The following is a 13,105-nucleotide window of genomic DNA, read 5'->3' as shown; positions in this document are numbered from 1 at the left end:
CTTCAGGGTTGAGTTGGACGTCCGGACGGCGAAGGAACCGTCCGGACGCTCGCGGTCATGGGCATGGACCTGAAGGTCCAGCCCGGGAGGATCAGTTTGTACCCTTGCCGCCGCATTTGCCGGTGGCGACATTGAAGTTGCCGCAGGACAGAGGCGCCCGCCAATCGGAGATCAAGTCCTTGGAGTCGGGCAGGTAATCCGACCACTCGTCGCCCATCACCAGCCCCGGCGTGCGCGAGACCGTCTCGAACTGGCCGTCGGCCTGGATTTCACCGATCAGCACCGGCTTGGTGATGTGATGGTTCGGCATCATCGTCGAGTAGCCGCCGGTCAGGTTCGGCACCGAGACGCCGACCATGGCGTCAATCACCTTGTCCGGATCGGTGGTGCCGGCCTTCTCGACCGCCTTCACCCACATGTTGAAGCCGATATAGTGGGCCTCCATCGGGTCGTTGGTGGTGCGCTTGTCGTTCTTGATGAACTTGTGCCAGTCGGCGATGAACTTCTTGTTCTCGGGCGTGTCGACGCTCTCGAAGTAGTTCCAGGCGGCGAGATGGCCGACCAGCGGCGCCGTGTCGAGACCGGCAAGCTCCTCCTCGCCGACCGAGAAGGCCATGACCGGGATGTCCTCGGCCTTGATGCCCTGGTTGCCCAGTTCCTTGTAGAACGGCACGTTGGCGTCGCCGTTGACGGTGGAGACGACGGCGGTCTTCTTGCCGGCCGAACCGAACTTCTTGATTGCCGAGACTTCGGTCTGCCAGTCCGAGAAACCGAACGGCGTGTAGTTGACCATGATGTCTTCCGCCGCGACGCCCTTGGCCTTCAAATAGGCCTCGAGGATCTTGTTGGTGGTGCGGGGATAGACATAGTCGGTGCCTTCCAGCACCCATCGCTTCACCGAGCCGCCATCCTCGCTCATCAGATAGTCGACGGCCGGAATGGCCTGCTGGTTCGGCGCCGCGCCCGTATAGAACACGTTGCGCTCGCTCTCCTCGCCCTCATACTGGACTGGATAGAACAGGATGTTGTCGAGTTCCGAGAACACCGGCAGCACCGATTTGCGCGACACCGAGGTCCAGCAGCCGAACACCGCCGCGACCTTGTCCTTGGAGATCAGCTCGCGCGCTTTCTCGGCGAAGAGCGGCCAGTTGGACGCCGGATCGACGACGACCGCTTCGAGCTTCTTGCCGAGCAGGCCGCCCTTGGCATTCTGCTCGTCGATGAGCATCAGCATGGCATCCTTCAGCGTCGTCTCCGAAATCGCCATCGTGCCGGACAGCGAATGGAGGATGCCGACCTTGATCGTGTCGTCGGCCGCCTTCGCGGGCGCCGACATCGACAGGCCGGCAGCGACCACGCCCGCCGAAAACATTTTTGTTATTGTCGAGAAATTACCCCTCATGCCTGACACTCCCAAGCTGATTGATTGCAACGCAACACTACGAAGCAACCCCCATGCCAATCGCCGAGGCGGTTTCGTGGAAGGAGTTAATGCTCAATGTTATCAGCGGCTTGATGTATCGTACTTAGAGAAATCGTGAGCGCCCGGTTAAAAATTGGTTGAGAGAAATTTGCGCAGCGCACACGGTTTTTGCCTAATTTTCGTCCAATTTCTCCAAATGCCTAGATTTTGATCTCCGGACGCGGGCCGCACGCGACAAATATTGCGGTACGGCACACAAATGGGGCAAGTTCGCCCCTCAACCGAGCGACGTCATGGCATCCGGAATTTCACGCATCTCTACCGGCCTATTGTTTCTGGCGGCGGCGACCGGGGCGGCGCGAGCCGACTTCAGCGACGGCAAGATGCCCGACGGCATTTATCATTGCGAGGTCTACCTGCTCGGCATGTTCCTCAACCTCGGCGACATCACCATCAAGGGAAACGTCTATACCGGCCCAGTCACCTTCGGGACCGCCCAGCAGGGCTACAATTACCAGATGGACGCAAATGGGGTGATCTCCTGGCTGGGACCGCTCGGCGGCTACACCGCCGGCGGCAACTCGTTGTCCCTCACTCAGGCAACTCTGGATGGTCAGGGCCCGCCCTCGTTCGACATCATCATGAGACAGCCCGACGGCGCCTTCACCGCCTCGACCTGCACCAAGGGCTGAAAGTCGAGAAAAATGGCGCGGAACCCCGGTCGGGGCTCCGCGCCAGCAGGCAGTCGGGAGGTGGAACTAGATGCTTCTCGCTGACATTTGGCTGGCGATGTAATCGGCCTGCCGGATCGCCAGCGAGACGATCGTCAGCGTCGGGTTCTCGGCCGCGCCTGTCGTGAACTGGCTGCCGTCGGAAACGAACAGGTTATTGATGTCGTGCGTCTGGCCGTGCTTGTTGACGACGCCTTCGGCCGCCTTCTCGCTCATCCGGTTTGTGCCGAGATTATGGGTGGAAGGATAAGGCGGCGTCGGGAAAGTACGCGTCGCTCCAACCGCATCGTAGAGCGCCGTGGCCTGTTTGTAGGCATGATCGCGCATCGCCGTATCGTTGGGATGATCGTCGAAATGCACATCGGCGATCGGCATGCCGTGCTCGTCCTTTTCGTCGGCATGCAGCGTGATGCGGTTTTCTTCGCGCGGCATGTCCTCGCCGACGATCCACAGCCCTGCCATGTGGTCGTAGTGGTCGAGCGCGGTGGTGAAGGAGCGGCCCCAAGCGCCGGGATCGAGGAAGGCCGCCATAAACGGCAGGCCGAGCGAAAGCGTCTCGAATTCGTAGCCGCCGACGAAACCGCGCGATGGATCATGCCGCGCCTCGTCGCGGATGATGCCGGCCATCGTGGTGCCGCGATACATGTGCACCGGTTTGTCGAAGATGGCATAGACCGAGCCGGTGGTGTGGCGCATGTAGTTCTTGCCCACCTGCCCCGATGAATTGGCGAGCCCGTCAGGGAACTTGCTCGAAGCCGAATTGAGCAGCAGGCGCGGGCTTTCAATCGAATTGCCGGCGACGGCGACGATGCGGGCCTTCTGCTCCTGCAGCTTGCCGTCCTTGTCGGCATAGACGACGCCGGTCACCTTTCCCGAGGCGTCATGGTTGATCTTGACGGCCATGGCGTTCGGCCTCACCTCGAGATGGCCTGTCGCTTCGCCTTTCGGGATCTCGGTGTAGAGCGTCGACCATTTGGCGCCCCATTTGCAGCCCTGGAAGCAGAAGCCGGTCTGCTGGCAGGACATCCGGTCGTCACGCTCGACCGAATTGATCGCCATGTTGCCGGTGTGACATTCCTTGTAGCCGAGCTTGTCGGCGCCAGCCTTCAACAGCTTGAAATTATTGTTGCCCGGCAGCCTCGGCCAGTCATTGGTGCCGGTGACGCCCATCTTGGCTTCGGCCTTGGCGTAGTAGGGCTCCATCTCGGCCAGTGTCACCGGCCAATCGAGCAGGTTCGCGCCCTCCACCTTGCCGTAGGTCGAGGCGGTCTTGAACTCATGCTCCTGGAAGCGCAGCGAAGCGCCGGCCCAGTGCGTGGTCGAGCCGCCGACCGATTTCACGATCCAGGCCGGCAGGTTCGGAAAATCCCTGGCTACGCGCCAGTCGCCCGAAGTCGTGCGCTTGTCTTTCCAGGCGAGTTGGGCAAAGGAGTCCCACTCGTCATTGATGAAGTCGTCGAATTCGTGGCGTGCGCCGGCCTCCAGGATGACGACGTCGATGCCCTTCTGGGCGAGTTCATTGCCGAGCGTGCCGCCGCCGGCCCCCGAGCCGATGATGACGACCAAATTGTCGTTCTTCAGATCAAATGCTGCTGCCATGGTTTCCTCCCATGATTTCGATTTTGCTGGGTGACGAGAGGAGCCGGCTCAGAGCCACTCGATGTCGTCGAAGCCGCGCGCGATATAGCCGCCCTTGGAATAGGATTCGCCCTCATAGCCAAAGACCGGCCAGACCTCCTTCTGGTTGTAGAGGCTGACGACGAGGCCGCCGCGCACCGCCTGGAAGAAAGGCGTGGCTTCGACCTGCTTCAGCACTGCGACACGCTGATCCTCCCAACCAAGGTTCCGGTAGCCGCCCTTGCCGGACCTCTTGTCGAGATCGGCGATGCCGTTCTCGATGAGATCCCTATGTGCGGCATCCTTGCGGGCCTCTTCGTCATGGCTCTTGACCGCGATGGCGTAATATTTGTCGGGAAGCTGATCGTGCGGGTAGACGTCCCGCCCCATTTGGATCAGCGTCGCCATCGTCTCCGGCTTCAGCGCCAACGTTTCGAGGCCCCAGGCATGTTCCGGGCTGATGACCGCGCTGCCGGAAATGACGAGCAAGGCTCCGACGCCGCCGCGCTTCAGAAGCTCGCGCCGCGAAAGCCCGGGCCTGCTTTCATAGATCGTGACCATATTTTCCTCCCTGCTTGCTGGTTGCATCCATGGGATGCCTTGGCTGGCGCCGCGCACACGCGGCCGCGATCTCTACTGGAACCTGCCTCCTCGTTGCAGAACCTCGATCCTGTAGCCGTCCGGATCCTCGATGAAGAAGAAGCGTGCGATCAGCGAACCGTCACGGTTGAATTCGACGATCTTCTTCGGGTTGAGGCCGAGCGCGCCGAGCCGGTCGTGCTCGCCGTCGAGATCGACGACCGAAACCGCGAGATGGCCGTAGCCATCGCCAAGCGCATAAGGCTCCTGCCGAGCCTTGTTCACGGTCAGTTCGACTTCGAATTGCGTCTCGGCATTGCTGAGGTAGATGAGCGTGAACGTGTCGAAATCCAGCCTTTCGGCGACATCGAGGCCGAAGGCATTTCTGTAGAAATCGACGGAGCGGGTCTCGTCGAGAACCCGGATCATGGTGTGGATTGCCTTCGCCAAATCAGTCCTCGCCACTCGATGCTTCGAAGATGATTATGCGCGGCGACGGCAAAAGATGGTGGCAGCCGGTTACCACGCTCCGAAGATCGACTCGCCTGACAATCGCAAGGACGAAAGTCCGATTGCTGTTCAGCCGATTTTGCCGGAGAATGCTGTCGGGGACAAAGGCCGCGTCGCCTCTGGCGGCAAAAGCATCTGTCCACCCAAAATCAACGCCAAAAATCAACGAACGTGGGAGGTTGTCGGATGTGCAGGGTATTTGCGGCCCAGGACCCCGAAGGTTATCGTCAGATCAACCGGTCGATCCGCATCGACGGATATTCGACCAGCATCCAGCTTGAGGCGACGTTTTGGGCACTGCTCGACGAAATCGCCGAAAGCCAGGACCTGACGACGCCGAAATTCATCTCGAAACTCTATGACGAGGCCATCGAGATCAATGGCGAGATTCCCAACTTCGCCTCCATGCTGCGCACCACCTGCGCGCTCTATCTGCGCAGCCACCGGCCGGGCATGGAAGACCAGATGCCGCCGAAATGGGAAGCCGCCTGAAGATCCAGAAAAGTGCCCCCCGGCTTTGTGTTCGGAATGCATCAGGAACTGGGGCGGCTCGGCGGGCCTATCACGCACCGGGCCGATCGGCGGCGGCGATTTCCAGCGCCAGCCGCGTCATGTCGGTAAAAAGATCCTGGCGTTCCGCATATTGGGTCTGTTCGCCGCTGTCGATATCGTCGACCACCGTGCAGATCGATAGCGCACGGGCCCCGAAATGCCTGGAAATGCGATAGAGCGCACTGGTCTCCATGTCCACGGCCAGCGCGCCGGCTGCCTGCGCATCGGCAAAACGGGCGCGTCCCTGCGGATGGTGGAAGACGTCGCTGCATGCCGTCAGCCCGGCACGATGGTCGATGCCGAGTTCGGCCGCCTTCGCCAATGCGCGAGCAAACAGCGCCGGGTCCGGCCCGGCTGCAGCGTCATAGAGGCCGAAAACCTGACCGCTTCGGGCGCTTTCGGGCCGCACCGATTGCGAGATGACGAGGCTGCGTAGTTTTACCTCAGCGGTCAGCCCGCCGCAGGTGCCGGTACGGATCAAAGTCCGCACACCGTAGCCGTCCAGCAGCTCATGCGCATAGATCAGAAAGGAGGATACGCCGATGCCGGTCGCCTGGATGCTGACCGGCTGACCACGAAACAGGCCAGTGAAGCCAAGGGCGCCGCGCCGGCGGTTGATGCAGCGTGGGGCCTCCAGGAATGTCATGGCCATCCATTCGGCGCGCTGGGGGTCGCCCGGCAACAGCACAATGTCGGCGTAGTCACCCTCGCTGGCTTCGATGTGTGGCGTCAACAGCTCGTCCCTGCCGTTTCATCCACAATCATGGCCTTGTCGCGGTATTGCGCAAGAGGCATTCGGGAACGCTAATACACGGAAACTTCGTTTCAGGACGACAATATCACGAAAACAAAGAGTTAAACCGGTCGGCGACTCTATCAAAGCTGAACTGTTCTAGACTCGTAAGCGCGGAGCCACAGCCGCATCGAGGCGAGCTGGACCATGGCGAGGAAGTTGGTGGCGAGCTTGTCGTAGCGGGTGGCGACAGGCCGGAAGTGCTTCAGCTCAGAGAAGAACCGCTCGATCAGGTTGCGCTCGCGATAGAGCCGCTCGCTGAAGCAAGGCTTCACTTGGTTGCTCTTCGGCGGGATGTTCGGCCGGCGGTCACAGGCCGAGCCGCCCCAATTGCAGGCTGATGAAGACGCGCGGCGCGTCTTCATCAGCCGACGCGCTCGAAGCGCTCATGATGCGAAGCTGGTTGAGCGCGAAAGTTCCTCCCACGCGCTGATTTCGCCCCGCATCGCGTCGAGCTTCTGGTCGACCAGCCCCAGCGCGTCGTCGCCCAGGAACAGCCGTACCGGCGGGTTCGCGGCATCGACCAGCACGAGCAACGCCTGCGCGGCCTTGGCCGGATCGCCCGGTTGGTTGCCGCTCTTGGCCTGTCGCGCGGCGCGGATCGGGTCCATGACCGCGTCATAGTCGGCAATGCTGCGCGGCGTGCGATCCATCGAGCGTCCGGCCCAATCCGTGCGGAATTGGCCGGGAGCGAGCGCCGTCACCCGAATTCCAAAGCCTGCTACTTCCTTGCCGAGCGCTTCGGAAATGCCTTCGAGCGCGAATTTGCTTCCGCAATAGAAGGTGATCCCGGGCATGGTGATGAAGCCGCCCATGGACGTGACGTTGATGATATGGCCGCGACGCCGCTCGCGCATGCCCGGCAGCACCGCCTTGATCATCGCGACGGGCCCGAAGACGTTGGCGGCGAACTGGCGCTGGAGATCGTCCATGGAGGACTCCTCCAGCACGCCCTCATGGCCGTAACCGGCGTTGTTCACCAGCACGTCGATTGGACCCGCCTGCCGTTCCGCCGCGGTGACAGCCGCCGGGACCGTCTCGAAATCGGTCACGTCCAGCAAGAGCGGGTGGGCGCGATCGGGCGCGAGCGCGGCGAAGATCTCGGCGTCGGCTTCCCGCCGCACGGTGCCGATCACCCGATGGCCCGCTTCAAGCGCGCCTCTTGCAAATGCTCGCCCCAGCCCGGAGCTGACACCGGTGATGAGGAATGTCTTAGGGGTGGAAGTCATGGTTCACTCCGGGCTATGATTGAAACTATATCATGATATAGATCACAGCATGACACCAAACAAGACCAAGGTTGCTCCGACCGCCACGCGGGGTGAGCCGCTTCGCCGGCGTGTGATCGATGCGGCGGAGCGACTGCTCCGACAGGGTAAGGCCGATTTCTCGATGCGCGACCTCGCCACCGAAGCCGGAGTCAGTTTCGCGACGCCGTTCAATCAGTTCGGGAGCAAGGCCGCGATCATGCATGCCCTTTCGCGGCGGCGGATCGATACGATGGCCCAGCGCTTTGCCGGGATGTCACCGCCTGCCGATGCCGCCGGCCGCGTGCTGTTGGCCATCGATACCGCGGTCGAGGTGATGCTGGAGGAGCCGGAGATAAACCGGGCCGTGATGGGATGGATCGGCACGGCCGGCCCGTCCCCCGGAAAGGTCCTAGCGCACTCCACAACCTTGTGGTCGCTGGCCCTTGGAGCGGGCGAAGGCTTGATCGCGGCCGGCAGGCAGGAGGCGCTGCGCAGTCTGCCGGAACAGCTCGCATTTGCCTTTCGTGGGGTCCTGTCATTCTGGACCGCCGGCGAACTGCCGGATGAGGCGCTTGCCTCGAAGGCGCGAGAGATCGCAAAAACCTTGCTGCTCGGATTTGCTGAACGGCCGCTATTCGGCGATTCCGCCTCCTAAGCTGCCCTCCGGGAACCACCAATCTCGGCCATTTCCCGATCTATGGGTTCACGGCCTAAGACTCCAGCATGTCCTTGACGATCGTTGCCAACTGCTTGAGCGAAAACGGTTTCGGCAGGAATCCGAAATGCGCGTCCGCCGGCAGGTTCCTGGCGAATGCATCCTCGGCATAGCCGGACACGAAGACGAACTTGATGTCCGGCTGGCGCTTGCGCAACTCGCCGAGCAGCGTCGGCCCGTCCATCTCCGGCATCACCACATCCGAAACCACAATGTCGACCTTGCCGCCGAGCGCTTCGAACACTTCCAGCGCCTCGACCCCGGAGGACGCCTCGTGCACGGTATAGCCGCGCGAGGTCAGAGCCCGCATGCCGCCCATGCGCACCGCATCCTCGTCCTCGACCAGCAGCACCGTGGCCGACCCGGACAAATCCTTGCCTGTCTCGGCCGACTTGGCAGGCACCGCTGCCGGTGCTTCCCCAGGTTCGCCTGCCTTCTTTGCCTCGGCAATGTGGCGCGGCAGGAAGATGCGGAAGACCGAACCCTTGCCGACCTCGGAATCGCAGAAGATAAAGCCGCCGGTCTGCTTGATGATGCCGTAGACCATGGACAGGCCAAGGCCGGTGCCCTTGCCGACCTCCTTGGTGGTGAAGAACGGTTCGAATATCTTCTTGAGCACGTCGGGCGCGATGCCGCTGCCGGTGTCCTCGACCTCGGCCACCACATAGTCCGCCGGGGTGAGTTCGCGGTAGGGGAAGGTCTTGCACTCCTCGGCGGTCACATTGCGGGTGCGCACCGTGAGGTCGCCGCCCGCCGGCATTGCATCGCGCGCGTTGACCGCCAGGTTGACCACCACCTGCTCGAACTGGCCGATATCGACCTTGACCGGCCAGAGATCGCGACCGTGGTCGATCTTCAGCTTGATGTCGTTGCCGACCAGACGGGCGAGCAACATCCTGAGATCGGCGAGCACGTCGGTAAGGTTCAGCACTTCCGGCCGCAGCGTCTGCTTGCGCGAAAAGGCCAGCAACTGCCGCACCAGCGAGGCTGCCCGGTTGGCATTCTGCTTGATGTTCATGATGTCGGGGAAGGATGGGTCCGACGGCCGATGATTGGTCAGAAGCAGGTCCGACGCCATGATGATGGCGGTCAGCACATTGTTGAAGTCGTGTGCGATGCCGCCGGCAAGCTGGCCGACGGCCTGCATCTTCTGGCTTTGCGCCATCTGCCCTTCGAGCGCCTTCTGCTCCGTCGTCTCGACGGCGTAGACGATGGCCGACTCCTCGGCCCCCTCGCCGCCTGTGCCGTCGGCGACCGCATTGACGTAAAAACGGATGTGGCGCTCCTCATTGCCGGGCAGGAGCGTGTCGATCGGCTCGATATCGGCCTGCCGCTGCCGTGCCTTTTCGAAGGCCGCGGCAAAGGCCGGGCGGTCACGTTCGTGGATGACCGTGTCGAGCCGCATGCGGCGGTCGACGGCGTCTCGGTCGACGACCGATGAAAACAGCGAAAGGAATGGCGCATTGGTGCGCAGTATGCGCCCGCTGGCGTCGACGCCGGCGATCGCCATCGGCGTCGAGTTGAAGAAGCGGGTGAACCGCACTTCCGAAGCGCGCAGGTCCGCCGAGGCGTCCTCGCCTTGCGTGCGGTTGAGCACGATCGTGCGCGTCGGACCGTTGAGGCCTTCGCGGCTGGCTGAAACGCGATGCATGAAGCGCACCGGCAGCGCCTCGCCCGTCATTGTCGTGAGGTCGAGATCGATGACCGCGTTGCGCGTCGTACCGGGGTCGGCCTTGACCGAGCGCACCAGCGCCATGCCGTCGCCGGCGACGATCTCCGGCAGGGAGACGGCGCCGGGCGTGAAGCTGGCAAGGTCGATGCCCAGCCATTCGGCGAGCGTGGCGTTGATATAGGTGACGCGGCCTTCCTGGTCGGCGGAAAAGAAGCCGGCGGGCGCGTGGTCGAGATGATCGATCGCCTTCTGCAGGTCCAGGAAGAAACGCTCCTGCTCGGCGCGTTCCTGCGAAATGTCGGCAAGTTGCCAGGCGAGCATCGGCGGCCGCTGGCCCGGCACGCTGAAAGCGCGGGCGCGGGCGCGATACCAGCGCGCGCCTGGCTCAGCGCCAGGCTTGATCGACTGCGCGAGCCGGAACTCGCCGTCGCCCGGCTGGCCGTCACGCAGGCCGGAGGCCAGTCGGTAGATGGTGACCGAAGCTTCCGGAACATCCGAAAGCAGCCCTTCGACCGTCTTCAGGTCGGCCGCGGAAGAGGCTCCGGTCATGTCGGCATAGGCGCGGTTGGCATAGACCACGCGGCCCTTGGTGTCCGTGACCAGAAGACCCTGCGACATCGAATCGACGAATGCCTTCGACAGTTCGTCGCCCGTCGAGCGTGGAGTGATCTGCACGAAGCCGATCGCCGTGGCGAACAGGAAGCCGACGCCGATCATCGCCAGCACGCCGAGCATGCCCAGCAGGAAAGGGTCGCCGAGCCGCTCGCGAAACAGGCCGAAAACGATCGCGGCCCCCGTCAGGACGGCAATGAAGATGACGAGCCGGGTAACGGCGCCCGGCCGCGTGTTCTGATCGACGATCGGTACCGGATAGAAATCGCCGCGCGTTTCCTTGGCCATGTGCCCCCTGCTCTTGAAGTCCGGTGTTCCGATACTCGCCGCAATGTGTGCCGACGCCCGCCCCTGTCGGGTTGAATCATATTCTCCTGGTCCCGAAAAGGCCCGGGCGGCAAATGTCAGATAAAAATGATGTCGGCCGGCCCTCCAGTGTTTCAAGCTGTTCATGAAGCGTGAAAGGCAACTTGCGGTAGCCCGCCGCAACGGTCTAGTGTCGCGTCACTTCCAAACCGATCAGGGGGAACCAATGCTGCAATGGCTGGATAGCGTAGCGGGCCCCGGCTATGTAGCGGCACTGCTGTGGACCTTCGCGGCGCTGGTCCTGCTGGTTATCGTCCTCATCATCGTCAAACTCGTTCGCAACCTGACCTTCGGCACCTTTGTCGCGGGCGGCCGGAACCGCAAGACGCGGCTTGCGGTCATGGACGCCACCGCCGTCGACAGCCATCGCCGCCTGGTGCTGGTGCGCCGCGACGACATCGAGCATCTGCTTTTGATCGGCGGCCCGACCGATGTCGTCGTCGAGCGTGACATCCGCCTTTCTGCGCCACGCCGTCCCGCGCTGACCGGAGATGGCGGTTCGCAGCAGCCTGTCGCGGTGGCAAAGCCGCGTCCGCCTCAGCCCACCCCGGCGCCGGCGAGACAGGCACCTGCTCCGCAGCCGGTGAGCGCAGCGCCCGCCCGCCAGCGCGCTCCGGAGCCGGTGCCGAAGCCGGCGGCGCAGGGTTATCAGCCGACCAATGTCACGCCGCTGCCTTCCTACGGCTCCGCAAACGTCAATGCCGTCCGGCATGCCCCGCCGCCGGCTTCACCACCGCCGGGGCAGGAAAGCATCGATGAAACGCTGATGAAGGAACTCGAGGTTTCGCTCGACCAGCCCCGCTCGAGCAGTCCGGCGACCAAGCCGGTGGCAAAAACACCGCCGTCGCTCGACGATGAGATGACCAGGCTTCTGGGCGAACTCTCCAGCCAGAAAAGGTGAGCAGCGCTTGCGCCCGGTCCGAAAAACCGATCGGGGTTATGCGCATCGCCCGGGTTCTGAAAAAAGAAACGGCCGGAAAACCGGCCATTTCGAGAGCGATATCGCTGAAATCTTCTTGAATGCAGACCGCAGGCTAATCGTCGCGATAGACCTTCTCGCGGCGCTCGTGGCGCTCTTGCGCTTCGATCGACAAGGTTGCGATCGGGCGGGCATCCAGCCGCTTCAGCGCGATCGGTTCGCCGGTCTCCTCGCAATAGCCGTAAGTGCCTTCCTCGATGCGCTGCAAGGCCGAATCGATCTTTGCGATGAGTTTCCGCTGGCGGTCGCGCGCCCTGAGTTCGATGGCGCGGTCGGTTTCCGAAGAGGCGCGGTCGGCTAGATCGGGATGATTGGCGTTTTCCTGCTGTAGGATTTCGAGGGTTTCGCGCGCTTCGCGCAATATGTCGTTCTTCCAGGTGACGAGCTTTGAGCGGAAGTAGGATTTCTGCCGCTCGTTCATGAACGGCTCGTCTTCGGAGGGTACGTAATCGGCGGTAACGGCATCGTTCATTCGACTCACCCAAACAGCCCCAAATTTGGCGCCTATATATTCGCGGTCAAACGCCTGCACAAGCGCAATCGATTACCGATTCACGCAATTGTTAATCTGCCTCGAGGAGCGCGATTGAGGTGATTCGGGCTGGTCTTAGGTACCGGATCCTTCGAACTGGCAGCCGCCGGCTGATGATTCGTCATGTCCGAAAAACGACTGCCATTGTGCGCCACGCCGTTCTTATGGCTAATCACGGCAAGGTTCGGGCTGTTGGCACGGTGGAGGTTGGGTGAGCAGGCTTTATCTGTTGAGGCACGCCAAAGCCGGATGGGCGCTGCCCGGCATGCGTGATTTCGATCGCCCGCTCGATGCGTCCGGCCGCGCTGATGCGGAGGCGATGGGCATCGCCATGCGGTCGCGCTCCTATGTGCCCGATCTGACGCTTTGCTCCACAGCCCGGCGCGCGAAGGAGACGCTGGAAGGCGTGGCCGGTCGGGCCGACACCGGCCGGGTTCTGTTCGTCGACGCGCTCTACAGCGAGGACGCGGCCGCGTACCTCAGCCTCATCCGGGACAATGGTGGGGTGGGTTCGATGCTGCTCGTCGGCCACAATCCGATGACGGAGGATCTCGCCATGGCGGTGTCCGGCGATGGCGAGGAAAGCGCCCGCGCCATGCTCAATCATGGTTTCCCGACCTCGGGCCTGGCGGTCGTGCGCTTCAGCGGCGATCTTGCCGGGGCCGCCCAGGGTGCCGGCTATCTCGAGGCATTCCTGACGCCGGCTGACCTCTGACGCCATTTCAAACCAGCACGGCAACGCCTATATCGGACCTGTCGCAGCATCGAGAGACA

General features: G+C 62.6%; 13 protein-coding genes and 1 pseudogene. 5 read left to right on the top strand and 9 right to left on the bottom strand.

The features are described from left to right. Positions 1-91 precede the first annotated feature (91 nt). Positions 92-1,402 (bottom strand): urea ABC transporter substrate-binding protein, encoded by a 1,311-nt coding sequence (urtA, locus tag FJ426_RS09970; protein ID WP_140498870.1) that lies wholly within the window; start codon positions 1,400-1,402, stop codon positions 92-94. Between the two features lie 314 nt (positions 1,403-1,716). Here urtA and FJ426_RS09965 point away from each other — a divergent pair, with 314 nt between their 5' ends. Continuing rightward, the gene (locus FJ426_RS09965) at positions 1,717-2,115 is read left to right on the top strand and encodes a hypothetical protein (protein ID WP_140498872.1); all 399 of its coding nucleotides are present in this window, start codon (positions 1,717-1,719) and stop codon (positions 2,113-2,115) included. A 66-nt stretch (positions 2,116-2,181) separates the two neighbouring features. Here FJ426_RS09965 and FJ426_RS09960 read toward each other — a convergent pair whose 3' ends face one another. The 3 genes from FJ426_RS09960 to FJ426_RS09950 all read right to left on the bottom strand — a co-directional run bounded on the left by FJ426_RS09960 (position 2,182) and on the right by FJ426_RS09950 (position 4,800). Beyond that, a complete protein-coding gene (locus FJ426_RS09960; RefSeq protein ID WP_140498874.1) occupies positions 2,182-3,753 on the bottom strand; it encodes a GMC family oxidoreductase in 1,572 nt (523 codons plus the stop codon). A gap of 48 nt (positions 3,754-3,801) precedes the next feature. Further along, positions 3,802-4,332: a gluconate 2-dehydrogenase subunit 3 family protein gene (locus FJ426_RS09955; protein WP_140525364.1), complete on the bottom strand. Its 531-nt coding sequence runs from the start codon at positions 4,330-4,332 to the stop codon at positions 3,802-3,804. A 72-nt stretch (positions 4,333-4,404) separates the two neighbouring features. Continuing rightward, the gene (locus tag FJ426_RS09950) at positions 4,405-4,800 is read right to left on the bottom strand and encodes a VOC family protein (protein ID WP_140525365.1); all 396 of its coding nucleotides are present in this window, start codon (positions 4,798-4,800) and stop codon (positions 4,405-4,407) included. A gap of 246 nt (positions 4,801-5,046) precedes the next feature. Here FJ426_RS09950 and FJ426_RS09945 point away from each other — a divergent pair, with 246 nt between their 5' ends. Continuing rightward, positions 5,047-5,352 (top strand): ribbon-helix-helix domain-containing protein, encoded by a 306-nt coding sequence (locus FJ426_RS09945; protein ID WP_140498878.1) that lies wholly within the window; start codon positions 5,047-5,049, stop codon positions 5,350-5,352. 70 nt (positions 5,353-5,422) lie between these two features. Here the strand turns inward: FJ426_RS09945 and FJ426_RS09940 are convergent, their stop codons facing one another. The 3 genes and pseudogenes from FJ426_RS09940 to FJ426_RS09930 all read right to left on the bottom strand — a co-directional run bounded on the left by FJ426_RS09940 (position 5,423) and on the right by FJ426_RS09930 (position 7,434). Next, positions 5,423-6,145, bottom strand: coding sequence for a DeoD-type purine-nucleoside phosphorylase (locus FJ426_RS09940; protein WP_140525366.1), 723 nt, complete (start codon positions 6,143-6,145; stop codon positions 5,423-5,425). A gap of 143 nt (positions 6,146-6,288) precedes the next feature. After that, positions 6,289-6,507, bottom strand: a pseudogene (locus tag FJ426_RS09935) (transposase); the annotation flags it as partial. Between the two features lie 84 nt (positions 6,508-6,591). After that, positions 6,592-7,434, bottom strand: coding sequence for an oxidoreductase (locus FJ426_RS09930; RefSeq protein ID WP_140560916.1), 843 nt, complete (start codon positions 7,432-7,434; stop codon positions 6,592-6,594). 49 nt (positions 7,435-7,483) lie between these two features. Between FJ426_RS09930 and FJ426_RS09925 the strand changes: the two genes are divergently transcribed. Then, positions 7,484-8,110 (top strand): TetR/AcrR family transcriptional regulator, encoded by a 627-nt coding sequence (locus FJ426_RS09925; protein ID WP_140498884.1) that lies wholly within the window; start codon positions 7,484-7,486, stop codon positions 8,108-8,110. Positions 8,111-8,165: 55 nt separating this feature from the next. Here FJ426_RS09925 and FJ426_RS09920 read toward each other — a convergent pair whose 3' ends face one another. Further along, positions 8,166-10,742, bottom strand: coding sequence for a response regulator (locus FJ426_RS09920; protein ID WP_140515292.1), 2,577 nt, complete (start codon positions 10,740-10,742; stop codon positions 8,166-8,168). A 244-nt stretch (positions 10,743-10,986) separates the two neighbouring features. Between FJ426_RS09920 and FJ426_RS09915 the strand changes: the two genes are divergently transcribed. Further along, positions 10,987-11,721: a flagellar biosynthetic protein FliO gene (locus FJ426_RS09915; protein WP_181168436.1), complete on the top strand. Its 735-nt coding sequence runs from the start codon at positions 10,987-10,989 to the stop codon at positions 11,719-11,721. A 133-nt stretch (positions 11,722-11,854) separates the two neighbouring features. On the opposite strand, the gene dksA is transcribed toward FJ426_RS09915, so the two are convergent. Beyond that, positions 11,855-12,271, bottom strand: a complete 417-nt coding sequence (dksA, locus tag FJ426_RS09910) for an RNA polymerase-binding protein DksA (protein ID WP_140498888.1) — start codon at positions 12,269-12,271, stop codon at positions 11,855-11,857. 271 nt (positions 12,272-12,542) lie between these two features. Here dksA and FJ426_RS09905 point away from each other — a divergent pair, with 271 nt between their 5' ends. After that, a complete protein-coding gene (locus tag FJ426_RS09905) occupies positions 12,543-13,046 on the top strand; it encodes a histidine phosphatase family protein (RefSeq protein WP_140498890.1) in 504 nt (167 codons plus the stop codon). The last annotated feature ends 59 nt before the right edge of the window (positions 13,047-13,105 follow it).

The organism is Mesorhizobium sp. B2-6-4 (assembly GCF_006441495.1).
Taxonomy (GTDB): Bacteria; Pseudomonadota; Alphaproteobacteria; order Rhizobiales; family Rhizobiaceae; genus Mesorhizobium.
This window is presented reverse-complemented; position numbering and strand designations above follow the sequence as displayed.

Excerpts from the sequence above, each read along its gene's own strand:
- urtA (WP_140498870.1), bottom strand. The coding sequence starts at position 1,402 with ATGAGGGGTAATTTCTCGACAATAACAAAAATGTTTTCGGCGGGCGTG.
- FJ426_RS09965 (WP_140498872.1), top strand. The coding sequence starts at position 1,717 with ATGGCATCCGGAATTTCACGCATCTCTACCGGCCTATTGTTTCTGGCG.
- FJ426_RS09960 (WP_140498874.1), bottom strand. The coding sequence starts at position 3,753 with ATGGCAGCAGCATTTGATCTGAAGAACGACAATTTGGTCGTCATCATC.
- FJ426_RS09955 (WP_140525364.1), bottom strand. The coding sequence starts at position 4,332 with ATGGTCACGATCTATGAAAGCAGGCCCGGGCTTTCGCGGCGCGAGCTT.
- FJ426_RS09945 (WP_140498878.1), top strand. The coding sequence starts at position 5,047 with ATGTGCAGGGTATTTGCGGCCCAGGACCCCGAAGGTTATCGTCAGATC.
- FJ426_RS09930 (WP_140560916.1), bottom strand. The coding sequence starts at position 7,434 with ATGACTTCCACCCCTAAGACATTCCTCATCACCGGTGTCAGCTCCGGG.
- FJ426_RS09925 (WP_140498884.1), top strand. The coding sequence starts at position 7,484 with ATGACACCAAACAAGACCAAGGTTGCTCCGACCGCCACGCGGGGTGAG.
- FJ426_RS09920 (WP_140515292.1), bottom strand. The coding sequence starts at position 10,742 with ATGGCCAAGGAAACGCGCGGCGATTTCTATCCGGTACCGATCGTCGAT.
- FJ426_RS09915 (WP_181168436.1), top strand. The coding sequence starts at position 10,987 with ATGCTGCAATGGCTGGATAGCGTAGCGGGCCCCGGCTATGTAGCGGCA.
- dksA (WP_140498888.1), bottom strand. The coding sequence starts at position 12,271 with ATGAACGATGCCGTTACCGCCGATTACGTACCCTCCGAAGACGAGCCG.